This is a genomic window from Pseudomonas sp. AC252 (assembly GCF_979258105.1).
Genome location: NZ_OZ409837.1, coordinates 1,768,887 through 1,792,144, shown reverse-complemented (window position 1 = coordinate 1,792,144; position 23,258 = coordinate 1,768,887). Strand labels below are relative to the sequence as shown.

At 57.7% G+C, this 23,258-nt stretch carries 17 protein-coding genes and 1 pseudogene; all 18 read left to right on the top strand.

Annotation, left to right across the window (positions count from 1 at the left end; all coding sequences use genetic code 11):
• Positions 1-5 precede the first annotated feature (5 nt).
• Entirely contained in the window at positions 6-2,663 is a 2,658-nt protein-coding gene (gene tssH / locus ACZZZ4_RS08395) for a type VI secretion system ATPase TssH (protein ID WP_463547611.1), read from the top strand.
• Between the two features lie 10 nt (positions 2,664-2,673).
• Positions 2,674-4,194, top strand: a complete 1,521-nt coding sequence (locus ACZZZ4_RS08390) for a sigma-54 interaction domain-containing protein (RefSeq protein WP_463547610.1) — start codon at positions 2,674-2,676, stop codon at positions 4,192-4,194.
• A gap of 297 nt (positions 4,195-4,491) precedes the next feature.
• The gene (locus tag ACZZZ4_RS08385; RefSeq protein ID WP_003229566.1) at positions 4,492-4,632 is read left to right on the top strand and encodes a hypothetical protein; all 141 of its coding nucleotides are present in this window, start codon (positions 4,492-4,494) and stop codon (positions 4,630-4,632) included.
• A gap of 18 nt (positions 4,633-4,650) precedes the next feature.
• The gene (gene tagH, locus ACZZZ4_RS08380) at positions 4,651-5,847 is read left to right on the top strand and encodes a type VI secretion system-associated FHA domain protein TagH (protein WP_016772508.1); all 1,197 of its coding nucleotides are present in this window, start codon (positions 4,651-4,653) and stop codon (positions 5,845-5,847) included.
• A 5-nt stretch (positions 5,848-5,852) separates the two neighbouring features.
• Positions 5,853-6,352: pseudogene (gene tssJ / locus ACZZZ4_RS08375) on the top strand (type VI secretion system lipoprotein TssJ).
• Positions 6,353-6,354: 2 nt separating this feature from the next.
• Entirely contained in the window at positions 6,355-7,686 is a 1,332-nt protein-coding gene (tssK, locus tag ACZZZ4_RS08370) for a type VI secretion system baseplate subunit TssK (RefSeq protein WP_016772510.1), read from the top strand.
• A gap of 5 nt (positions 7,687-7,691) precedes the next feature.
• Positions 7,692-8,567, top strand: coding sequence for a type IVB secretion system protein IcmH/DotU (gene icmH / locus ACZZZ4_RS08365; RefSeq protein WP_016772511.1), 876 nt, complete (start codon positions 7,692-7,694; stop codon positions 8,565-8,567).
• A 14-nt stretch (positions 8,568-8,581) separates the two neighbouring features.
• On the top strand, positions 8,582-12,121 hold the full coding sequence (gene tssM / locus ACZZZ4_RS08360) for a type VI secretion system membrane subunit TssM (RefSeq protein ID WP_463547609.1): 3,540 nt from the start codon (positions 8,582-8,584) through the stop codon (positions 12,119-12,121).
• Complete coding sequence (locus ACZZZ4_RS08355; protein WP_016772513.1) at positions 12,121-12,849, top strand: PP2C family protein-serine/threonine phosphatase; 729 nt, start codon at positions 12,121-12,123, stop codon at positions 12,847-12,849. Before tssM ends, ACZZZ4_RS08355 begins: the two co-directional genes overlap by 1 nt.
• Positions 12,846-13,847, top strand: a complete 1,002-nt coding sequence (locus ACZZZ4_RS08350) for a serine/threonine-protein kinase (protein ID WP_463547608.1) — start codon at positions 12,846-12,848, stop codon at positions 13,845-13,847. The genes ACZZZ4_RS08355 and ACZZZ4_RS08350 overlap by 4 nt, the downstream gene beginning before the upstream one ends.
• A 28-nt stretch (positions 13,848-13,875) precedes the next feature.
• Complete coding sequence (locus ACZZZ4_RS08345; RefSeq protein ID WP_463547607.1) at positions 13,876-15,912, top strand: type VI secretion system Vgr family protein; 2,037 nt, start codon at positions 13,876-13,878, stop codon at positions 15,910-15,912.
• 28 nt (positions 15,913-15,940) lie between these two features.
• Positions 15,941-16,378, top strand: a complete 438-nt coding sequence (locus tag ACZZZ4_RS08340) for a hypothetical protein (protein WP_463547606.1) — start codon at positions 15,941-15,943, stop codon at positions 16,376-16,378.
• Positions 16,379-16,401: 23 nt separating this feature from the next.
• Positions 16,402-16,749 carry a M23 family metallopeptidase gene (locus ACZZZ4_RS08335; RefSeq protein WP_463547605.1) on the top strand — a complete coding sequence of 116 codons (348 nt, stop codon included), beginning with the start codon at positions 16,402-16,404 and terminating at the stop codon, positions 16,747-16,749.
• A gap of 29 nt (positions 16,750-16,778) precedes the next feature.
• The gene (locus ACZZZ4_RS08330; protein WP_463547604.1) at positions 16,779-17,765 is read left to right on the top strand and encodes a hypothetical protein; all 987 of its coding nucleotides are present in this window, start codon (positions 16,779-16,781) and stop codon (positions 17,763-17,765) included.
• 376 nt (positions 17,766-18,141) lie between these two features.
• Positions 18,142-19,083, top strand: coding sequence for a calcium sensor EFh (locus tag ACZZZ4_RS08325; protein ID WP_463547603.1), 942 nt, complete (start codon positions 18,142-18,144; stop codon positions 19,081-19,083).
• 8 nt (positions 19,084-19,091) lie between these two features.
• Positions 19,092-19,487, top strand: a complete 396-nt coding sequence (locus ACZZZ4_RS08320; protein WP_463547602.1) for a lysozyme inhibitor LprI family protein — start codon at positions 19,092-19,094, stop codon at positions 19,485-19,487.
• A gap of 1,126 nt (positions 19,488-20,613) precedes the next feature.
• Positions 20,614-21,753, top strand: coding sequence for a lysozyme inhibitor LprI family protein (locus ACZZZ4_RS08315; RefSeq protein ID WP_463547601.1), 1,140 nt, complete (start codon positions 20,614-20,616; stop codon positions 21,751-21,753).
• 103 nt (positions 21,754-21,856) lie between these two features.
• Entirely contained in the window at positions 21,857-23,251 is a 1,395-nt protein-coding gene (locus ACZZZ4_RS08310) for a TIGR01777 family oxidoreductase (RefSeq protein WP_463547600.1), read from the top strand.
• Positions 23,252-23,258: the final 7 nt, after the last annotated feature.

Below are 23,258 nucleotides of genomic sequence, written 5' to 3'. Positions count from 1 at the left end.
GAGCCATGATCAACGTAGACCTGCAACAACTCATCCAGGCGCTGGACGCCGAAACCCGTCGTGATCTGGAACGTTCGGCCGAGCGTTGCGTCGCCCGTGGCGGCAGCAAGATTCTGGTCGAAGACTTGCTGCTGGGCTTGCTCGAACGCCCGAACGGCTTGCTGTCGCGCGCGTTGCAAGATGCTGACGTCGACGCCGGTGAACTGACCGCTGCATTGCAATCGCGGGTCGAGCACAGCGCTTCGCGCAACCCGGTGTTCGCCCCGGAACTGGTGCAGTGGCTGCAAGACGCACTGCTGGTGGCCAACCTCGAACTGGGCCAGACCCAGGTTGAAGATGCGGCGCTGATCCTTGCGCTGCTGCGCAATCCGATGCGTTATGCCGGCAGCCGTTATCAGCCGCTACTCGCCAAGCTGAACATCGATCGCCTGAAAGAATTTGCCCTGTCGCAACAGGAGCAACCGGCGGCCAATGGCAAACCGCCGGCGCAAGGCGAATCGCTGTTGCAGCGCTTCACCCACAACCTGACCCAGCAGGCCCGCGACGGCAAACTCGATCCGGTGCTGTGCCGCGATGGCGCGATCCGGCAGATGGTCGACATCCTCGCCCGTCGCCGCAAGAACAACCCGATCGTCGTCGGTGAGGCCGGTGTCGGTAAGACCGCCATCGTCGAAGGTCTGGCTTCGCGCATCGCTGCTGGTGAAGTGCCGCAGGTGCTCAAAGGCGTTGAATTGCTGTCGCTGGACATGGGCCTGTTGCAGGCCGGCGCCAGCGTCAAAGGTGAATTCGAGCGTCGTTTGAAAGGCGTGATCGACGAGGTCAAAGCCTCGCCGAAACCGATCATTCTGTTCATCGACGAAGCCCACACGCTGATCGGCGCGGGCGGCAATGCCGGCGGTTCCGACGCGGCCAACCTGCTGAAACCGGCGCTGGCCCGTGGCGAACTGCGCACCATCGCCGCGACCACCTGGGCCGAGTACAAGAAATACTTCGAGAAAGACCCGGCGCTGGCCCGTCGCTTCCAGCCCGTGCAACTGCACGAACCGACTGTCAGCGAAGCGGTGACCATTCTGCGTGGTCTGGCTCAGGTCTACGAGAAGAGCCACGGCATCTACCTGCGTGATGACGCGGTGGTGTCCGCTGCTGAATTGTCCGCGCGTTACCTGGCCGGTCGGCAATTGCCGGACAAGGCTGTCGACGTCCTCGACACTGCGTGCGCCCGCGTGCGCATCAGCCTCGCTGCGGCCCCGGAAAGTCTCGAGCGCCTGCGTGGCGAACTGGCTGAAGGTGGCCGTCAGCGCCAGGCGCTGCGCCGCGATGCCGAAGCTGGCTTGCTGATCGACCACGAAGCGCTGGAGGCACTGGAAGCGCGGCTGGACGAAGCCGAAAGCGAGATGGTTGCGCTCGAGACCTTGTGGACTGAGCAAAAAGCACTGGCCGAGCGCCTGCTGGAACTGCGTCAGCAACTGGCCAAGGCCCGCGAAGCCGCAGCCGTCGAGCCGACCGTCAGCGTGGAAGAAGACGCCGAAGGCACCGTGATTGAAACCGTGGTCGCCGAAGTCGAAGAAGGCCAGAGCGTCGAAGCGCTGGAAGCCCAATTGCATGAAACCCACGCCGCGTTGACCGCTGCGCAAGTCAAAGAACGTCTGGTCAGCTTCGAAGTCTGCCCGCGTCTGGTTGCCGAAGTGATCAGCGCCTGGACCGGCGTGCCGTTGGCGCAGCTGGCCCGCGAGCACAACGCCAAGGTCGCCAGTTTTGCCACCGATTTGCGCACACGCATCCGTGGTCAGGAGCAAGCCGTGCACGCGCTGGATCGCTCGATGCGCGCCACCGCTGCCGGTCTGAACAAGCCTGACGCACCGGTCGGTGTGTTCCTGCTGGTCGGCCCGAGCGGCGTCGGCAAAACCGAAACCGCGCTGGCACTGGCGGACCTGCTGTATGGCGGCGATCGCTTCATCACCACCATCAACATGTCCGAATTCCAGGAAAAGCACACCGTCTCACGTCTGATCGGTGCACCGCCGGGCTACGTCGGTTACGGCGAGGGCGGCATGCTCACCGAAGCCGTGCGTCAGAAGCCGTATTCGGTGGTGTTGCTCGATGAAGTCGAGAAGGCTGATCCGGACGTGCTCAACCTGTTCTACCAAATCTTCGACAAAGGCGTGGCCAACGACGGCGAGGGTCGCGAGATCGACTTCCGCAACACGTTGATCCTGATGACCTCGAACCTCGGTAGCGACAAGATCAGCGATCTCTGCGAAAACGGCGCACGGCCGACCGCCGAAGTGCTCGAAGAAACCATTCGCCCGGTGCTCAGCAAACACTTCAAACCGGCGCTGCTGGCGCGGATGAAAGTGGTGCCGTACTACCCGGTGGGCGGCCCGGTGCTGCGCGAGCTGATCGAGATCAAACTCGGCCGTCTCGGCGAGCGCCTGAACCGTCGTCAGCTGGACTTCAGCTGGTGCCAGAACCTCGTCGATCACCTGTCCGAGCGCTGCACGCAAAGCGAAAGCGGCGCGCGCCTGATCGATCATCTGCTCGATCAGCACGTGCTGCCGCTGGTCGCCGATCGTCTGCTTGATGCGATGGCGACCGGCGAAAGCCTCAAGCGTGTGCATGCCACGCTCGACGGCAACTCCAGCGTGACCTGCGAGTTCGTCTGAGGTGGGCGTGATGTTCACTCAGGTGCCGCAGCCACTGGTCTACGCCGAAGCGTTGCTGGCGCAGTTCGCCAGTCTGTCGCGGGCGGCGGACAGTGCTGCGCTGCTGAGTGAGTTCGTCCGTGGCCTGGCCGAGCTGAGTGGCTGCGAACTGACGCAGCTGTACCTGCTCGACGCCACCCACACCTGCCTGGGGATGAATGCCGAGTGCCTCGACGGCGCGCTGCAACCGCGTCAGGCGGCGAGCCTGCCGGCGGATTACAACGGTGAACAACTGCTTCAATTCGCCCTGTGCCAGAACCGCGTGGTGTGCCTCGACGACCTGACCGGCAGCCTGCACGAAACCAGTTTTCTGCCGGCGACGAGCACGCCGTGGCAGTCGCTGTTGTGCGTGCCGCTGGTCAATCAGCACAAGTCGGTTGAGGGCTTGTTGCTGTGTGCCAGTCGTCGTCGCACTGACTTGCAGGGTTTCGCCGACTCCCTTGGCCAGCTCGGCTCGTTCGTGCTCGGCCAACTGCATCTGCTGCAACGCCTGCGTCAGCCAGCAGCCGAATCGGCCACCGCCACTCGCAGCGTGCCGAGCATCAGCGGCTACGGCCTGATCGGCAAAAGCGCGGCGATGCGCCAGACCTATTCGCTGATCAGCAAGATTCTTCACAGCCCGTACACCGTGCTGTTGCGTGGCGAGACCGGCACCGGCAAGGAGGTGGTGGCACGGGCGATTCACGATTGCGGCCCGCGTCGCTCCCAGGCGTTCATCGTGCAGAACTGCGCGGCGTTCCCGGAAAACCTGCTGGAAAGCGAACTGTTCGGCTATCGCAAGGGCGCCTTCACCGGTGCCGATCGCGATCGTGCCGGGCTGTTCGATGCGGCCAATGGCGGCACGTTGCTGCTCGACGAAATCGGTGACATGCCGTTGTCGCTGCAAGCGAAGATTCTGCGTGTGTTGCAGGAAGGCGAGATTCGTCCGCTGGGTTCCAACGACACCCACAAGATCGACGTGCGCATCATCGCCGCGACGCACCGTGATCTGGCGGCGCTGGTCAGCGAAGGCAAGTTCCGCGAGGACCTGTATTACCGCCTCAAGCAATTCCCGATCGAACTGCCGGCCCTGCGTCAGCGCGAAGGCGACATCCTCGACCTGGCCCGGCATTTCGCCGAGAAGACCTGCACGTTTCTGCAGCGTGATCCGGTGCGCTGGTCGGACTCGGCGCTGGAGCATCTATGCGGTTACACCTTTCCCGGCAACGTTCGCGAACTCAAGGCACTGGTCGAGCGTGCGGTGTTGCTCTGCGAGGGCGGCGAGTTGCTCGCCGAGCATTTTTCCCTGCGCCTGGAAGCGATGCCCGAGGACAACAGCGGCCTGAATCTGCGCGAACGCCTGGAGCAGGTAGAGCGCACATTGCTGCTCGATTGCCTGCGCAAGAACGACGGCAACCAGACCCTCGCCGCCCGCGAACTGGGCCTGCCACGGCGCACGCTGCTGTACCGCCTCGGGCGCCTGAATATCAATTTGGGTGACTTTGATGGTTGAGCTACAGCACTTCTTCGAACCCAACACATACCCTGTGGCGAGGGGATTTATCCCCGTCCGGCTGCGCAGCAGTCGCAGTCCGGCATATACGGTTTCACTGAGAAATCGCGCTGGCAGGTTATGGGGGCGCTGCGCACCCCAACGGGGACAAGTCCCCTCGCCACGGGAGGTCGCCGTACCTCCAGGCTATGGCTCAAGGCCCCGATCTAGAGGCTTCGAGCCCACCTCAAAAACTTATTTCAGCGCCGCCCGCAAGGGTCGGCGCTTTGTGCTTTGTCTACACCTGGAGACCCTCTGATGTCTGTTCGTCACTGGCACGCTGTCCTGCTGACCCTCGTCGTTCTATGCGGCCTTGGCGGCTGTAGCGGCAATTACAAATTCAACGACAACGACTATCGCCCGTTGGGTGATCCGCAAGCGGTCAATCGCGGCAAGTGACCGCAAGGAGCATCAAACATGGAATTGGTTTTCGAAATGCTGAACACCAAGCAGTTCGTGCCCACCGAGCTGTGCCAGCGGACCTTCAAGCAGGCCGGTGGCGTGATCGGGCGCGGCGAGGACTGCGACTGGATCATCCCTGACCGCAAGCGTCACCTGTCCAATCACCACGCGATTGTCAGCTACCGCGAGGGCTCGTTCTTCCTCACCGACACCAGCAGCAACGGTGTCCAGGACGGCAGCAGCGGCGCACGCCTGCACAAGGGCGAGCCGGTGCGCATCGAGCACGGCAGCACTTACATTCTTGGTGACTTCGAGATCCGCGCGCGGCTGGTCCGTGACCCGGCGACCTTCGACGGCGAAGTCGGCCGCCCGCGCGCGGCTGGCAGCATCATTCCGGACGACGCGTTCCTCGATCTCGACCCGCTCAATGCCCTCGAACAGCAAGAGCGCGTGTACTCGGAAATCGACGAACTACTGTCGCCTACCGCTAAGCCGGAAGACTCCCGTCAGCGTGCCGACTACGCGCGCATCGACATGGAAAGCCTGATGGTCCCGGAGCTGATTGCTGCCCCGGTCGAGCCCGAGCCGGCGCCTGCGCCGAAAGCCGTTGAGCGTCAGAGCGAAGGTTTCTGGGAGCACTTCGGCGCGGCGCTGGGCGTCGACGTCAAAGGCCTCAGCCACGACGAACGCGAAGCGTTGGCGCTCAACGCTGCGCGCCTGCTGCGCCAGAGCATCGGCGGTTTGCAGCAAAGCCTGCGTACCCGCTCCGAGCTGAAAAACGAATTGCGTCTGGCCCAGACCACTGTGCAAGGCACCAACAAGAACCCGCTGAAATTCGCCGTCGATCCGAGCGAAGCACTGCAGATTCTGTTGCAGCCAAGCAAGCCCGGACACCTGCCGGCCGAGCAGGCGATCTCCCGCGCATTCCGTGATCTGCAGGCGCACCAAGTGGCTTTGCTCACCGCCAGTCGCGCCGCCGTGCGTGGCACGCTGGAGCACTTCTCGCCAGAACAATTGACCCTGCGGTTCGAGCGCGACAGCAAGCCATTGATCGCCACTTCGGGCGGGCGCTGGAGAGCATTCGGCCGCTACCACCAGGCACTGCGTCAGGACGATGACTGGAGCGAGCGTCTGCTGGCCCGCGACTTTGCCCAGGCTTACGAAGAACAGATCCGCCTGATCTCCACCCTCCACACCGACCACCAAGGATGATGCGCATGTCTCGCCGCTCGACCGCTTTTTCAAGACGCTGACTGCGCTCACCGTGCTGGTGCTGCTGGCCGGTTGCTCGTCGCTGTCGCCGTACTCGAAAGTGACCAAGATCAACCTCAAGCTGACCGGCAGCGATCAGCTCAACCCGGACCTCAACGGGCGGCCGTCGCCGATCGTCGTGCGCCTGTTCGAACTCAAGCACCCGGTGACCTTCGAAAATGCTGATTTCTTCAGCCTCTACGAACGCGCCAAAGAATCCCTCAACCCGGACCTGGTGGCCAGCGAAGAACTCGAACTGCGCCCGGGTGAAACCGTGGAACTGAAACTCAGCGTGGAGGAGGGCAGCCGTTACGTAGGCATCCTCGCTGCCTATCGCGACCTGGCGGATACCCAATGGCGGCACACCGTGCAGATCACTCCGCTGGAACTCACCGAGGCTGATCTGACCCTCGATCAGGCCGGTATCCGCAACACCCAACAAGTGCTCGCCAAGGCGGATGACTGATCATGAACACCCATAAAGTCATTTGGCAGGAAGGCATGCTGCTGCGTCCGCAGCACTTCCAGCACAACGATCGTTATTACGATCACCAGATGAAAACCCGCACGCAATTGCTCGGTGGCTACACCTGGGGTTTTCTCAATCTGGAGATCGACTTGCAGTTTCTCAACATGGGCAAACTGGTGATCAGTGAAGCCTCGGGGATCCTGCCGGACGGCAGCCTGTTCGAACTCGGTGGCAACACCGAACCGCTGGCGCTGGACGTGCCGCCGAACACCGGCAACACGCCGATCTATCTGGCGCTGCCACTGGTCACCGGCAACCACATCGAGGCCCGGCGCCCGGAGCAATCCGATGTGCTCGCGCGCTACACCGCGTATGACGCCGAAGTCGCCGACTCCAACGCCGGCGACGATTCCGCCAGTCAAGTCAGCTGCGGTCGTCCGGATTTCAAGCTGTTGCTCGGCGAGCAGCAGAGCGACCAGGCCTACGTGAAGCTGAAAATTTGCGACGTACTCGACACCACGCCCGACGGCGTGATCAGCCTCGACCCGGATTTCGTCCCGACCTACATTCAGGCCCACGCTTCCAGCTACCTGCTGTCGTGCCTGAAAGAAGTCATCAGCATGCTCAGTCACCGTGGCGACACCATCGCCGAGCGAATTCGCTCCAACGGCAAGGTCGGCGGCGCTGAAGTCGGCGACTTCATGATGCTGCAACTGATCAACCGCACCGAACTGCTGCTGCGCCATTACCTCGGTCTGGAACAAGTGCACCCGGAAGAGTTGTACCGCACGCTGCTGACCATGCTCGGCGATCTGGCGACCTTCTCCGGCGAGAGCAAACGCCCGCGTCTGGACAGCCGCTATTCCCACGCCGATCAGGGCGCAAGCTTCCGCAAACTGATGGAAGCGATTCGTCAGGTGCTGTCGATGGTGCTCGAACAGCACGCCATCGAGTTGATCTTGCAGGCGCGTCAGTACGGCATCATCGTCTCGCCGTTGCACGACCACAAACTGCTCGGCTCGGCCTCGTTCGTGCTGGCAGCCAGTGCCAATTGCGACTCCGAAGAACTGCGTCAGCGCTTGCCGCAGCACCTCAAGGTCGGCCCGGTGGAACGCATCCGCCAACTGGTCAACCTGCACTTGCCGGGGATCAAGGTCAAACCGTTGCCGGTGGCCCCACGGCAGATCGCGTTCCACTCGAACAAAACCTATTTCATCCTCGAACTCAGTTCCGAAGACCTGGCACAACTCGAGCGCTCCGGCGGTTTCGCGTTCCACGTGTCCGGCGAATTCGCCGAGCTTGAACTGAAATTCTGGGCCATCAGGAACTGACCGACATGATCAAGGAAACGGATTACAACCAGGACGACAAAACCGTCCTGCTCGACCGTCAGGGCCACGGACCGGCATCGAGTCCGCTGACCGACTTCGCCGCGCCGCCGCGTTTCGAGCAACTGGAAGAACGCATGATCTACGCCGCGCGCCTGCGTCCGGCGGAGGCGTTCAACATCAGCCTCAACTCGCTGGTCGCGGCCTCGTCCGACCTGCTTTCGGAAGTGGTGCGTCTCAAGCACAGCGAAACACGCGAAGACCTGTATGCGCTGAATGAGCGGCTGACCGCCGGGCTGAAATTGTTTGAAGTACGCGCCCTGCACAATGGCGCAGAAAGCAGCCAGGTGATGGCCGCGCGTTACGTGCTCTGCACCGTGGTCGACGAAGCCGTCGTGACCACGCCGTGGGGCAACGAAAGCGAGTGGTCGCAGATGAGCCTGCTGAGCAGCTTCCACAACGAAACCTTCGGCGGCGAGAAGTTTTTTCAGCTGCTCGATCGGCTGTCGAAAAACCCGGTCAAGCACCTGCCGATGCTCGAACTGATGTACCTGTGCCTGTCCCTCGGTTTCGAGGGCAAGTACCGCGTTCAGGCGCGCGGCATGCTTGAGCTTGAAGGCATCCGCGACGCCTTGTACCGGCAGATCCGTCAGTTGCGCGGCGACGTGCCGCGCGAGTTGTCGCCGCACTGGGAAGGCCTCAACGATCAGCGCCGCAACCTGGTGCGCATCGTGCCGGCGTGGATGGTGGTGCTCTTTACTCTGGTCTGCCTGGTGGTGATGTATTCGGGCTTCGCCTGGGTCCTGAGCGAACAACGCGACACCGTTCTGCATCCTTATCAGCCGCTTGATCCAGCCGCGGTGCAACCGCAGGCGCAGCCGTAAAACAGGGACGTGTGATGAAAAAGTTTTTCAAGAAAGTCGGCGCCTTCCTGCGCCAGACCTGGGTCTGGACTCTGCTGCTGGTGCTGTTCGTGGCGCTGCTGGTGTGGTTCGTCGGCCCGTTGTTGGCGGTCGATGATTACAAGTTCTGGGAAAGCGCGACCTCGCGCCTGCTGACCATCAGCGTGCTGTTCCTGATCTGGGGCCTGACCATGGTCTTCGTCAGCTGGCGCGCGGGTATCCGCAAGAAAGCCGAGGAAGAAAGCGAGGACGGCCAGGACCGCATTCGTCGCGAAGAGCTGATCGACGAAGAACAGAAAGAGTTGAAGGCGCGGTTCAAGGACGCCCTGAAAACCCTGAAGACCTCGAGCCTGTATCGCGGTCGCAGCGAGCGCTGGCGCAGTGACTTGCCGTGGTACCTGCTGATTGGTCCGCAGGCCTCGGGCAAAACCAGCCTGCTGGACTTCTCCGGTCTGGAATTTCCGATCAACAAGATCGACCGCAAGCTGACCCGCGACACCCTCGGCACCCGTCATTGCGACTGGTATTTCGCCGATCACGGTGTACTGATCGACACCGCCGGGCGCTACACCACTCAACCGGACGCGGAAGTCGACGGCAACGCCTGGACCACCCTGCTGGAGCTGCTGCGCAAGCGTCGTCGCGGCCGTCCGTTGAACGGCGTGCTGGTGACCATTCCGGTGGAAACCCTCACCGGCGGCAGCGAGCAGGACATCGACACCCTCGCGCGCCAAGTGCGCAGCCGTCTGCAGGACGTGCACCAGAAACTGCACGTCGACGTGCCGGTGTATCTGGTCCTGAGCAAGGCTGACAAGCTGCTCGGCTTCGACGAGTTCTTCGATCAACTGACCCGCGAAGAAAGCGATCAGGTGCTCGGCACCAGTTTCCGCAAGGATCAGGTCGGCACCGACGTCGCGGTCCTGCGCAACGAGTTCGAAGAGCTGCTGCGCCGCCTGAACAGCCAAGTGATCATGCGCATGCACTCCGAGCGCGACACTCAGCGCCGTGGCCGCATCCTCGACTTCCCGCATCAGTTGGGGCAGATCGGCGAGCGTCTGTGCCTGTTCGTCGACATGGCGTTCACCGGCAACCGCTATCAGCGCGCCACGCAACTGCGCGGTTTCTATCTGACCAGCGCACCGCACCTGACCCAGGAAATGGATTCGACCACCGCCGGCATCGGCGCCAGCCTGGGCATGAACGCCGGCGTGCTGCCGACTCTGCGCAGCGGTCGTTCGCGGTTCATCCACCACTTGCTCAGCCAGGTGATTTTCCCCGAGGCCGATCTGGCCGGTCTGGACAAGCGCGAGCGCAGCCGCATTCATTGGGGCCAGCGTGCGCTGTACGTCGGCGCTCTGGCGGCACTGGCACTGTTCGGCATGCTCTGGGCCGGTGGTTTCTCGGCCAACTACGAGCGTCTGGAAAACCTGCGCACGCTGGCACAGAACTGGACCCAGCAACGTTCGGCCGTAACGCCGCGCGATGACGCCATGGGTGTGCTGAAAGTTCTCGACACCAGCTACGCCGCGACTCAGGTGTTCCCGAGCAAGGGCGACGTCTCGTACCACGAGCGTGGCGGCCTGTATCAGGGCGAAGAGATCAACCCGGTGGTGAAAACCGCCTACGAGCGTGAGCTTGAAGCGCAGTTGCTGCCACGGGTCGCGACCATGCTCGAAGGGCAGATCCGCGCCAACATGAAGGATCGCGATCGCCTGCTCAACAGCCTGCGCGCGTACCTGATGCTGAACATGAAGGATCGTCGCGACGCGGCGTGGCTCAAGGACTGGGTCGCCACTGACTGGTCGCAGCGCTACACCGGCAACACCGCGGTGCAGAACGGTCTGAACACGCACCTTGAGCGTTTGCTCAGGCAGCCGTTCATCTATCCGCTGAACGATCAACTGGTGACCCAAGCGCGTCAGGTTCTGCGCAGCGAATCGCTGGCCAACGTGGTTTACCGCATGCTCCGCGAGCAGGCGCGCAACCTGCCGGATTACCGCTTCAGCCAACACCTCGGCCCGCAAGGCTCGTTGTTCATCGGCACGGAATACGTGATCCCGGGTTTCTACACCCAACAGGGTTATCAGCAGTATTTCTCGGTGCAGGGCGCGGCGCTGGTCACCGATATCCTGCGTGACAACTGGGTGCTGGGCGAAGGCGCGGGCATCAGCGACATGGACTTGCGTCGCCTGATGGTCGAGCTCGAGCAGCTGTACTTCCGCGACTACGCCAACTATTGGAGCGAAGCCGTTGGCCAGGTCGCATTGCCGCCAATCAGCGACGCTGGCGAAGGCGCCGAGCAACTGGCGGGCCTGACTTCGGCTAACTCGCCGGTCCTCGCATTGCTCACCGAAGTACGTGAAAACACCCGCTTCGAAGCCGCTGCTGATCCGGTCGATGAAGCTGGCGAAGCCGCCGATGCGCTGGCCGGGCAGAAGGGCAAGCTGGGCAAGGTCGGCAAACTCGCCGCGGCTGCCGCCGACAAGGCTTCGGCGCTGAACGTGGCGAAGAACCTGCCGGATACCGCGAAGAAATCCCTGCAACGGCGCTTCGAACCGCTGCATCGTCTGCTTGATGACAACAACGGCCCGGGCGCTGACCTCACGCCAGCGTTCAGCGCGCTCAACGACCTGCAACTGCAACTGGCCGGTCTGGCCCGTTCCAGCACGCCGGAGCAAGCCGCGTTCGAGATGGCCAAGACGCGCATGAGCGGCCAGCGTGATGCGCTGACCAACCTGCGCAATGCCTCCGGTCGTCTGCCGCGCCCGCTGAGCGTGTGGTTCAACGTGCTGGCCGAAGACTCGTGGCGCCTGGTGCTCAACGATGCCTATCAATACCTGAACGGTCGTTATCAGAACGAGCTGTACAGCGTGTATGGCAAAACCATCAGCAAGCGTTACCCGTTCAGCGCCAGCAGCACCAGCGATGTGGCGATCAGCGACTTCCGCGAGTTCTTCCGTGCTCAAGGTACCGTCGACCGCTTCTTCGACAGCTACATGCGTCCGTTCGTCAGCGGCGATCCGGGCAACTACCGCATGCGCAGCGTCGACGGTCACAGCCTGCCGGTATCGAAGGTCTACCTCGATCAGATGGCGGCGGCGCAGACCATTCGCCAGAGCTTCTTCTCGATCAACCCGGCCGAGCCGACCGTGCAGTTCAAACTGGAGCCGTACACCCTCGATCCGGCGGTCAGCCGTTCCGAATTCAAATTCGGCGACAAGACCATGGAATACCGTCACGGCCCGATCCTGCCTATGACCTTCAAGTGGCCGACCGATGCTGAAGACGGGCGCACCAGCCTGGTCATGGACAAGATGGCCGGGCGCCCGATCGGGATCGAGAAGAACTCCGGCCCATGGTCGCTGTTCCGTCTCTTCGACCTGATGCAGACCGAGTACCTGAACGGTCGTGACGTGCTGGTACTGAAGGCAGACGTGGGCGGCCTGCGCGCCAACTACCTGCTGACCAGCCAGCGCACGCCGAACCCGTTCGACATGGGCGTACTGCGCACCTTCCGTATGCCGGTGCAGCTCTGATGCTGGTGGCCAGTCCCTGGCGCAGCGCGGCGCGTACCGACCCGGGCAAGGTGCGGGCGCGCAACGAAGATGCCTTCCTCGACTCGCCGCAGCACGGGCTGTGGGTGGTCGCGGACGGCATGGGCGGTCATCAGGGTGGCGACATCGCCAGCCAGTTGATCGTCGCCAGCCTGGCTGAGTTGCCGCAACACGAGGACTTCGACGAACGCCTCAAAGCCATCCGCCAGTGCCTGCACTGGCTGAACCGGCGTTTGGGGCAGGAGTTGACCGTCACCGCCGGACGCCACGACAGCATCATGGGCAGCACCGTTGTGGCGCTGCTGGTGGAAGGCAATCGCGCGGCCTGCATCTGGGCCGGCGACAGCCGTTGCTACCTGTGGCGCGGGCAGCGTTTGTATCAGCTGTCCAAGGACCATTCGCTGCAACAGCAACTGATCGACGAGCAGCAAATGAGCGTCGAACAGGCGGCAGCACACCCGGCGGCTCAGGCACTCACCCGAGCCGTCGGTGCCGCTGACACACTGACCCTGGATGTGCTTGAACTCGAGGTCTATCCGGGCGATGTGTTTTTGCTTTGCAGCGATGGTTTGTATCAGGGCCTGAGCAGCGACGCCCTCGGCAACGCCCTCAGCCTCAGCGCGCCGCATGTCGCGCTGGAACGTTTGTTCGACGGCGCTCTGCGTGGCGCCGCGCGCGACAACCTGACTGCCGTGGTGATCCGCCAATGAGTGAACTCGAATCGCCCATCGATGACCTGCTGATCAGCGAAGAACAGGCCAGCAACCTGACCTACTTCGCCTTCGCCAAGGGCAACAAGGCCGAACCGCTGCTGACGCCGACCAAGGCCAGCATCGGTGCGCTGCCGGATGTACTCGCCGGTCGCTACCACCTCGAGCGTCTGCTCGGGGCCGGTGGCATGGGCGCCGTTTACCGGGCGCGGGATCTGCTGCATGAGCAGTTCGGCGATCCCGACCCTTACATTGCGCTGAAAATCCTCAGCGAAGAATTTGCCGAATCGCCGGATGCCAGTGCCTTGCTCTACAGCGAGTTCGCCCTGACCCGACGCCTGCGCCACGACAACGTTGTGCGTGCACACACCTTTGAAGTCGACACCGATTGCCAGCGGGCCTTCATCACCATGGAATACATGCGTGGCCTGACCCTGGACAAATTGCTCTGCGAGCGGCCCCTCGGCCTGCCGTGGCAAGAATTGCGCGACATCGTCCTGCCGCTGCTCGACACGCTGGCCTATGCCCACCGTCGCGGCGTGCTGCACGGTGATCTGAAACCGAGCAACGTCATGCTCAGCGAAGACGGCCTGCGCCTGTTCGACTTCGGTCTGGGGCAGGCAGAGGAGGGCATCTTGCCCGGCCTGCCGCACCTGAGCCGCGAACGCTTCAACGCCTGGACCCCGGGCTACGCCGCCCCCGAACTGCTTGAGGGCCAACCGTTGTCGGCCAGCGCGGACGTGTACGGCGTGGCCTGCGTGATCTATGAACTGGCGGGCGGCAAACACCCGTTCCGCCGCTTACCCTCGACCCAGGCCCGCGACGAGCACCTGGAGCGCGAGCTGCGCGCCCCAGCGAATCTACCCCAGCACGGCTGGCAAGCGCTGCGAACCGCGCTGAGCTTCAACCCGGCAGAACGCACCATCACTGCCCAACAATTGCGTGACGCCTTGGGCGCCACTTCGTCCTGGCTGCAACGTCTGCGACTTCGGGCGTAACGGATGACATTCGAACAGGGAGCACACGATGTTCAACTCAGCTAACGAAACCCACTTCAGCCTCAAGGTCGAAGACTACGTCGGCGACCTGCAAGTGCTGTCGTTCACCGGCACTGAAGGCATCAGCCAGCCGTATCGTTTCGACCTCGAACTGGTCAGCGAAAACCCCGATCTGGACCTGGAAAAACTCCTGCACAAGCAGGCGTTCCTTGCGTTCGATCCGCAGGGCTCCGGCATTCACGGCCAGATCTACCGCGTCGCCCAGGGCGATGCCGGCAAGCGCCTGACCCGCTACAAGGTCTCGCTGGTGCCGCAACTGCAATACCTGCATCACCGCACCAACCAGCGCATCTACCAGCAGATGTCGGCGCCGAAAATCATCGCGCTGATCCTCGACGAACACGGGATCAAGGGCAACGCCTACAGCTTCCAGCTGAGCCAGCCGTGCCCGGATCGCGACTACTGCGTGCAGTACGACGAAACCGATCTGCACTTCGTTCAGCGCCTGTGCGAAGAGGAGGGCATTCACTACCACTTCCAGCACAGCGAAAAGGCCCACCTGCTGGTGTTCGGCGACGACCAGACCGTGTTCCCCGACCTCGGCCAGCCGACCGCGTACGTGCAGGGCAGCGGCATGGTCGCCGAAGAACCGGTGATCAAAGGCTTCAAACTGCGTTTGGAAACCCGCACCAGCCGCACCACGCGCCGCGACTACGACTTCGAAAAACCGCGCCTGCAGATGGAAGCGGCTTACAAACCCGATGGCGAGAGCACTGAACCGGATCTCGAAGACTACGACTACCCGGGCCGCTTCATCGACCGCGCGCGCGGCAAGTTCCTCAGCCAGCGCGCCCTCGAACGCCACCGCGCCGACTACCGCCAGGCCGAAGGTCGCGGCGACCAGACCAAACTGGTCAGCGGCCACTTCATGGAAATGTCCGACCACCCGCGCAGCGAGTGGAACGACCTCTGGCTGCTCACCGAAATCTTCCACGAAGGCAAACAACCGCAAGTCCTCGAAGAAGGCGTGACCAGCGACACCACCGACAACAAAGACGACTTCCACCAAGGCTACCGCAACACCTTCCTCGCCACCCCGTGGGACGTGTTCTACCGCCCGGCCCTCGAACACCCGAAACCACGCGTGCTCGGCAGCCAGACCGCCATGGTCACCGGCCCCAAAGGCGAAGAAATCCACTGCGACCAGTACGGCCGCATCAAAGTGCAATTCCACTGGGACCGCGAAGGCCTCGCCGACGACAAAACCAGCTGCTGGCTGCGCGTCTCCAGCTCCTGGGCCGGCGACCGCTACGGCGCCATCAGCATTCCGCGCATCGGCATGGAAGTCCTCGTCACCTTCCTCGAGGGCGACCCCGACCAACCGCTGGTGACCGGTTGCCTGTACCACAAGGAAAACCCAGTGCCATACGCACTGCCGGCGAACAAAACCCGCAGCGTGTTCAAAACACTCAGCTCACCGGGTGGTGGCGGCTACAACGAACTGCGCATTGAAGACAAGAAAGGCGCCGAGCAGATCTACATCCACGCCCAGCGCGATTGGGATGAAAACGTTGAGCATGACCAGAAGATTCGGGTCGGCAATGAGCGTCACGACACGGTGGTTAAGAACACCTACACCGAGCTGAAGGCCGAAGAACACCGCACCACGATTTCCGACCGCAAGGTAGAAGCGAAGCTGGATGATCACCTGACGATTGGGCAGAACCAGCATGTGAAGCTGGGGACTGCGCAGCTGACCAGTGTCGGGAAAGAGATACACCTCAAGGCTGGGGACAAGATCGTTATTGAGGCGGGGACGGAGCTGACCATTCTTGGGGGTGGGAGCTTTATTAAGCTCGATGGCGGTGGAGTTACGGTGGTTGGGCCGGTGATCAAGATCAATGCGGGTGGCTCGGCTGGCTCCGGCACGGGGATCGGGATTAAACCGCCAGTGCTGCCGGGGGCGGCGGATAAGGATAAGGCGGGGAGTTTGATGGATCAGGCGTTGGGGAATGCGGTGCCTGAGAAGGTTAAGCCGAAGGCTTTTTTTGTGTTTTCTGAGTGATCACTCATTTGTCTAAAGGGGTTGATACATGAACTGCCAACGTAAATTTTTTATTGCATTGATAATGTCAATGTTTGCATTTCTTTCAAACTGCGCAATGGCAAGTGGAGCTGATTTAAAATCTTGTCCATCGACGACGTTCTCAGAGTTTCTCTCTGTTTATCTGGAAAATCCTTCCGTTCAACAGAAATTTACCCATATTCCGTTAAAAAAAATAATTACTGTAGATGCTGAGCCTGAACCTGAGCAAAAAACAGTCCTGCTGGATAAGAATCAGGTAGTGTTTCCAGTGATTTTCGGAAAAGAGAAACGAGTTGCCGCCGGTGTTGGAGTGACAGTCTTAGAGAATTTCAACGGTGTTGCTAAAATAAAAATAGAGAAGCCGGATACCGATTACCAGGTTTTTTATGTGTTTAAGTTGGAAGGGTGTTGGTTTTTGGACGAAATTCAAGACTATTCACTTTGATAGAAGTTTAATAAGGAAATTGTATGTCTTTCAATGAAGTGATGCTCCGCGTTCTGCCGCCAGTTGATGGTCACCAACCTCATATTACAGGAGTTTATGGCGAGCAGCGTGCGAGTGGCCCTCACGGAGGGACCGATTTTAATTATATTGGTGGCCAAAACGGGATAAATCTGGAGAACCCCAAAGTCTATGCGCCAATAGCCGGTACCGTAACATTTACCGGTGGGAATTACGGGACGATAAAAATCAAAGATGCGGATGGCAATAGCCACGAGATTCTGCATACGAGCAGCCACGTTGTAAGTCAGGGATCTACCGTTGCGGCGGGTGATGAAATTGGCACTATGGGGGGAAAGGGCCGAATGGCGTAACTCAGTATCCACGCCATGTTCACTATCAAATGAAGGATCCGAACGGCAACCTTATTAGTCCAGAGGTCTGGTGGGGGCAACAGACTGTTGCTCCGAGCTCAGCAACACCTGAATCAACTGTGTTTAGCCTTCTTAATTTTCAGTTTCCGTTCCGAAAACCCGGTGGCGGACGGTATAAAGATGCGGAAGAGATTTTTTCTGCAATCCAAGGTGAAACTTCAGGTAATTACCTTCTAGGTAGTCACAAATTTTGGCATGGGGGGATTCATATAAGTAGTTCCAGCGCTCCTCAATGCATTAGTGATGAGCCTATTCGCTGTATGGCTGATGGAGTGGTTGTCGCCTACCGGCTGAATAAAGATTACGAGAAATCAGAATTCGAGGGTGAGGGTGAGCTTAAGTACTCAAGCTCCTTTTGCTTAGTGCGGCATGATTACAAATCTCCGCCAAATACTGAGATTACACCTAGTACGAATAACACGCTGACGTTCTACAGCTTGTACATGCATTTGCTGCCATTTCAGCATTACCCGCTAGAACAGGGTGGAGGAACTATTGCTCGTTCGAAACCTGGGTATTGGCAAGGTAAAGTTCGTGCAAAAGTCACTGGTAGTGGTCTAGTCTTACGGAATGCACCTGCTACATTGACTGATGGAGCCAACGCCGGAGCGAAAAAAGGCAGCTCCATGGTTTTGAGCACTAATAGTATTATCGAATTCGATAGTTCGAAAATCCTCAATCTTAAGCTTAATGGAAAACTGCTTAGGATGGCCGAGTGTGTATTTATTCCGAGCTCCTCGAATCCACCCACCGGACTAAAAAATCAAAGTACAGCTGTGCCGTCAAGCTTTTGGGCGTGCGTAGAGGATGTAAGTCCAAATCGTGTTGTCGAATGGCAGGAGTTAACGCCGGCGAGTTTTGATGCAGTTGTACCAATGAATATGAAAATTAAAGCGGGAGACACGATTGGATACCTTGGCTTGAATGAGGTCTTGGCTGGGCCTAATGGGGGGTAGCCCGTAAGCATCAAGTTCATTTAGAGATTTTTACACTTGATCCAAAAGTCGACGATTTTCTGAAAAATACGGCTGGAATAAAAAAGGGAAAACGATATATTCACCTACCCTCTGGTACTGTTTTGACCAAAAAAACTCCAGAGGTAGGAAGTGTGACGCTGGAAGTGGATCATTGTGTTGAGTTGAGCAAGTCTCCGATATTTAAAGACCCTACTGAATGGTACGAAATATCTGTTAAGGAAAACGGTCAAGATATTAAAGGGTTAATAAAGAAGGCAGAAGCAAAGCTCGTAACTCAACATGACTGGGAAAAGCTGGGCTTTCGTGTTGTAAAGGAAAGCAATTCGAATTCTGACGGTTTTTGGATCCTGATGAAATGCCACCTTTTTTCCAAGAGCTATATGATGATCTGGATAAATTTGGCAATCACGATGACAAGGTGACGCCAGAAGATTTTCCTGAAGCAATGAAAAATGCAGAGTTTCGAGAGCACTGGTCTAAGTTGGTCGCATACCATCCCACTGAGTGGAAGGAAAAATCAGAATCTGCAAAATGGAGTCGTCTAAACCAGCTGCTCGAAGGATCTCCGGCGATTCTTAAGTTAGAAAAGGAACGCATTGATAAGCTGGTTTTTTGGGATGACCCAGTTATTCAAGAAAAGGGTCTTGGTGATGGAGTTATTTGGCATTTTCATCCGATCGCAATGATCGGAAATTTCTTAGCAAAGGAAGCGTCAAAGGCTGGTCAAATTACCTATGATGCTGAAGGCAATGACATCCCGGGTTCACCGTTTTTCAGCCGCCATATTCACTGGCCGGGAAATGACTTGTCAGGGGTTACCTTAGGGCGTGGATATGATATGGGGTTTAGATCCGAAACGGAAATATACAATCATATGATCGCTGCTGGGGTAGATGATGCTCAAGCTACGAAGATATCTAAAGCTCGGCAGTATAAGGGGACTAATGCAAGAAACTTCGTGGCTCAGAATCGCGCCGATATAGGAACGATAACGCTTGAGCAGCAAGAAGCTCTATTTGATTTGATTTATCCGGGGTATGTTGCTAAGGCAATTGCAAACTATAATCACTGGACAACTCCTTTCTCAGAGCGTCTGGAGTGGGATGCATTAAGCCAGATCGTTAAAGATATTCTGGTAGATTTTGTATACCAGGGGTTCACAAAAGGGGCAAATCCAATGAAGGCAGGGATGAAGGATGATGTTGATCAGTTAATAAGCTATATTGAGAACAATCCTACAATTAGACAGTACGAAGAAGGTCGAAAACGTGCTGCTTATCTGAGAAAAAATCGTTAGGAAAATATATGAGAAATTTATTAATTTTTTCTGCTCTCTTGATCCCCTTGTCAGTTGCTGCGGCACAACCGGACTGTGCTAATATTTCTACCAGTCAACAAGTAGATGTCTGCGCAAAGCATGCGAAAGAATCTGCAGATGCGAAGCTTAATAGCAGTTATAAGGATTTAATAAAAAGGGTTGGATCTCAATATCAAGCTGACGCTAATCTTCACGACGAATTCATGAAAAAGCTGAAAGAGTCTCAGCGTGCGTGGCTGAAACTACGTGATACGAATTGTGCTCTTGAGGCATTTGAAGTAGAAGTTGGGCAGCCAGCTTATGTAACTACTGTGAATAACTGCGTCGCGCGAATGAGTCTGGATCGCTCTGTTTATTTAGATAAAACTTTGCCTGATTTGTAGTAAAGAGGGGGAATCTATATTTTATCTGTCCCCCCTTGTTTTTTGAGTAAGAGGGATAATGAAAGGGGTTCAAGAAAAGGAGGCTGTTTTTTTGCTCGACGAGAGATTTTTAATAGATGTTACCCAATTTTTGCACTTTGTCTGGGCCTCCATGCGAACTATCTGGAAATCTGGGAGGTGACTGCACGAATGAGCCGCAGTTGTTTATGCCTCGAAGTTGTTGCGAACGCAGCGCTAGCCCTAGAGCGTAATATTTCTGGTGCATTCGGCTTGATAGGCGTGGGAAGTGGCGTAGCGGGGGTAACGGTACGGATTTATTAGTTTGGCATGCTTGCAGGAATAACAGATTCCAAGCCCTTGCTGCGCAAATGAATATCAACTAAGAGGTCATTTGCTATGCTCCGTTTTTTTATGTTTGCTTTCGTTCTTCTTATCGCAAAATTCAGCAGTGCGCAAGATGTAGATTACCTTCAGGGGCGAGTGCTACAGGGCCCGTTTAAAACTAATGTTGTAAAGGGGGGAACTCTCCTTCTTGCAGACAGGGAACGCAGAATTTCCGGTTTCTTTAGTTTTGGATGTTGTTGGTGTCGATAATAAAAAAATAGAAGCCTTGTCGATAAATATGATGTCGCAGGCTCGGACCCAAAAATCGAGTCGATTTTCTTTTATCCAGTAAAAGGTAAGAAAAATGTACTTGTTTTGGTTTCTTGGGAAATCACGAGTAGAGGAATTGGAACGTACGGTACCCTTTATCAAGTTTATGGGTATGAAAAAAGTGCGGGTAATAAATTGGTTGTGAATAAGCTTGTCAGGTTTGATAAGAACTTGAGTGGGATGGAAGGGTATCAAGAAGGTGATGAGCAACATTTTCCTTACGTTAATGCAGGGTTGATAAAGACCTATATTGCTAAAGTGATTAGCTCTAAATAATTAAAGATAATCTTGGCAATAAAAGGGAGCGGATTTTGTTTGGCTCAATCCGGCCCCTTGTCTAGCTATATTCCACGCCTTGATTCTTTATAGTCAATGCTAGCGTCGCCCGACGAAATGCGATGGGAAGGGCTTACTTGTCGCGCTCCGAAAGGTTTAACATTTGAAATTTGTATCACCCGTTGAGACTTCATTAATGGCTGAATCAATGAGAAACATATTTCCAGTTCCTGGAATTTTATCGTTAGCCTTTTTGCTTTTTAGTACGGTTGCGCATTCCGCGAGTTTTGATTGCGGCAAGGCTTCAACGGACGTAGAAAAGAAAATTTGTAATTCTCCATCTTTGTCCATAATGGATGAAAAGTTGAGTGAATTTTTCAAGCCGTTAAAGATTCGACGGGCTTTTCAAATAATCGAAAGCGATTGGCTGGAGTCGGAGCGTAATTCTTGTGAGTCAGTTGAGTGTTTAGAGGATGCTTATGCTCAGCAGATACAGTTTCTGTCGCCGATCCCTATTGCGCCTAGGCCGATCCAGAAAGACATTAAGTTGATGCTGGGGGATAAGCCATATACGCAGTTTGAGCGCTCATGGAAGGTCGTTGATTTAGCATGGCTTCCCAATGAAAAGGGGGTTGTCGAACGATTTGTAATCTCCGCCGAAACAATCTCAGGCATGTTGTATGTCATCGTATTTGAAGGGCATTTTGATCCAGCGATGATTGCGTACAGGGGCAATCTTTATGAGTACGTTGATCGCAATGACAGGCAAGTACTGCACACCATTGCGAAAGATATCGGCTTTGATGGTGCTCTGAGTCTGGGGTCGAACGACGAAGGCAAAAGGTTTGCGGGAATTCTGGACGGGTCGTTTTACTATCGACAGCAGCTATCGAAAAATCAGTTGCGGGGGATGGTTTATAAACTCGGCTCCAAGCTGCCGCCGGTTGAAAGTAGTTTATTGTTTCAGCAGTGGCCAAATACTGATGAAAATGCTGTAAGTGGTTTGACATTCGGCTGGGGTGGAGAGTATGGAAAGTTGCAAGCGTATTATTCGCATACCCTAGGGTATGAAACGATAGCGCCGGTTGGTGGGCCGGATGCTAGTTGGAATATTTATAATCCAATCTGGAGCAAATCAAGGCCGATTTTTTATTTCAAGAATGGCGATGAAACTGTTTGGCGTGCCAATGTTGCGGATAAGACGCTGACGAAAATTGCGAAGGCCAGTGATGAAGGAATGATTCAGAATCCTACGCCTATCGATGTTAACGGGCGCGAAGCGATCGTTTATCTGAATGGATCTACTCTGAAAATGGCTATCTCACTTGAAGAATAAGTACGACTTAAAAACATACCTTAGAAAGTTGTTAGGATTTTTTTCTGGTGCCACCATTTTCCATTAAACTCCCCACCCCCAAGGAATGCGCTCAGGACACGGAATGCCAGCCCCCTCGACCTCGCTTCGCCCCGCGTTAGTGCTCTGGCTATACGCCGCCGCAATCGTGCACATTCTCGCCGGTCTCACCCTGACCTGGGCCGGTCACTCCGGTTTACTCGACGGCTATCTGCACACCCTCGAACTCGCATTCTGGGGCGTCGACCCGGTGCCCGCCGCAGGCCACGAACAACAAGTCTGGTGGCTCGCGCTGTTCGGCGCGACGCTACAAAGTTATTCGCTGTACATGCTCGCGCTGGTGCATCTGGGCAATCGCTTGAAAGCCCCGGCAGTCTGGGGTTGGTTGATCGCTGGCATCCTGTTATGGGCGCCGCAGGACATGTGGCTCTCGGCGCAACAACAGGTCTGGTCGCACCTGTGGCTCGACGGTTTTGCGTTGCTGGTGTTGTTGCCTCCGTTGTTCTGGCTGTATCGGCATGACCGCCGGAAGGCTTCTTCAGTAAAGGCACCGAGCCAATCCAACCCGTTTTCCGATGGCGCCTACAAACGAGTGCTAATCACCGGCGGCACCGGGTTCATCGGTGAAGCCTTGGTCAATCAATTACTCGATGCGGGCCACTCGGTCAGCGTACTGACGCGCGATCCGTTGAGCGCGGCAAATCTATTCAGCGGTCGCGTCCGCTGCGTGCATTCGCTCAATGAATTCAGCCACGACGACACCTTCGACGTAGTGATCAATCTCGCCGGAGCACCCGTCGCCGGCCCGCGCTGGAGCCCCAAGCGTCAGGCGCAACTGCTCGCCAGTCGAGTCGGCACCACCGAAGCGTTGATGACCTGGCTGAAGAACACCAAGCAAAAACCAGCACTGTGGATTCAAGCCTCGGCCATCGGTTTCTACGGCGTGCGCGATGCCAGCGAAAGCCTCGACGAACAGGCTAGCAAGGGTGACGGTTTCATGGCCGAACTCTGTGCGCGTTGGGAAGCCGCCGCGCAACCGGCCACCGAGTTTGGCGTGCGTCAGGTGGTGCTGCGCCTAGGCGTAGTGTTCGGTCCCGGCGGTGCGTTGACGCCGTTGCTGCTGCCGTTCCGCCTGGGTTTCGGCGGGCGCATGGGCGATGGTCAGCAGATCATGAGTTGGGTGCATCGCGACGATGTGCTTCAGGTGATCGCGCGGGCTTTCAACGACGACACTCTGCGTGGCACCTACAACATGGTCGCGCCCGAAACGGTTAGTCAGGCGGCGTTCGCCGAGCAGGCCGGCAAGGTCCTCAAGCGTCCGGTGTGGTTGCACATTCCCGCCGCGCCAGTGCGTGCAATGGCGGGGGAGATGGCGCAGCTGTTTTTCGATGGTCAGCGCGTGGTGCCGCAGCGTTTGACCGAGGCCGGCTACACATTCCGCTATCCAACCCTCGACGCCGCTCTGCGCGATCTGACCTGAGGCTCGT

Excerpts from the sequence above, each read along its gene's own strand:
- ACZZZ4_RS08385 (WP_003229566.1), top strand. The coding sequence starts at position 4,492 with ATGTCTGTTCGTCACTGGCACGCTGTCCTGCTGACCCTCGTCGTTCTA.
- ACZZZ4_RS08330 (WP_463547604.1), top strand. The coding sequence starts at position 16,779 with ATGAAGGATCCGAACGGCAACCTTATTAGTCCAGAGGTCTGGTGGGGG.
- tssM (WP_463547609.1), top strand. The coding sequence starts at position 8,582 with ATGAAAAAGTTTTTCAAGAAAGTCGGCGCCTTCCTGCGCCAGACCTGG.
- ACZZZ4_RS08320 (WP_463547602.1), top strand. The coding sequence starts at position 19,092 with ATGAGAAATTTATTAATTTTTTCTGCTCTCTTGATCCCCTTGTCAGTT.
- tssH (WP_463547611.1), top strand. The coding sequence starts at position 6 with ATGATCAACGTAGACCTGCAACAACTCATCCAGGCGCTGGACGCCGAA.
- ACZZZ4_RS08350 (WP_463547608.1), top strand. The coding sequence starts at position 12,846 with ATGAGTGAACTCGAATCGCCCATCGATGACCTGCTGATCAGCGAAGAA.
- icmH (WP_016772511.1), top strand. The coding sequence starts at position 7,692 with ATGATCAAGGAAACGGATTACAACCAGGACGACAAAACCGTCCTGCTC.
- tssK (WP_016772510.1), top strand. The coding sequence starts at position 6,355 with ATGAACACCCATAAAGTCATTTGGCAGGAAGGCATGCTGCTGCGTCCG.
- ACZZZ4_RS08345 (WP_463547607.1), top strand. The coding sequence starts at position 13,876 with ATGTTCAACTCAGCTAACGAAACCCACTTCAGCCTCAAGGTCGAAGAC.
- ACZZZ4_RS08310 (WP_463547600.1), top strand. The coding sequence starts at position 21,857 with ATGCCAGCCCCCTCGACCTCGCTTCGCCCCGCGTTAGTGCTCTGGCTA.
- ACZZZ4_RS08315 (WP_463547601.1), top strand. The coding sequence starts at position 20,614 with ATGGCTGAATCAATGAGAAACATATTTCCAGTTCCTGGAATTTTATCG.
- ACZZZ4_RS08335 (WP_463547605.1), top strand. The coding sequence starts at position 16,402 with ATGTCTTTCAATGAAGTGATGCTCCGCGTTCTGCCGCCAGTTGATGGT.
- ACZZZ4_RS08390 (WP_463547610.1), top strand. The coding sequence starts at position 2,674 with ATGTTCACTCAGGTGCCGCAGCCACTGGTCTACGCCGAAGCGTTGCTG.
- ACZZZ4_RS08325 (WP_463547603.1), top strand. The coding sequence starts at position 18,142 with ATGCCACCTTTTTTCCAAGAGCTATATGATGATCTGGATAAATTTGGC.
- ACZZZ4_RS08340 (WP_463547606.1), top strand. The coding sequence starts at position 15,941 with ATGAACTGCCAACGTAAATTTTTTATTGCATTGATAATGTCAATGTTT.
- ACZZZ4_RS08355 (WP_016772513.1), top strand. The coding sequence starts at position 12,121 with ATGCTGGTGGCCAGTCCCTGGCGCAGCGCGGCGCGTACCGACCCGGGC.
- tagH (WP_016772508.1), top strand. The coding sequence starts at position 4,651 with ATGGAATTGGTTTTCGAAATGCTGAACACCAAGCAGTTCGTGCCCACC.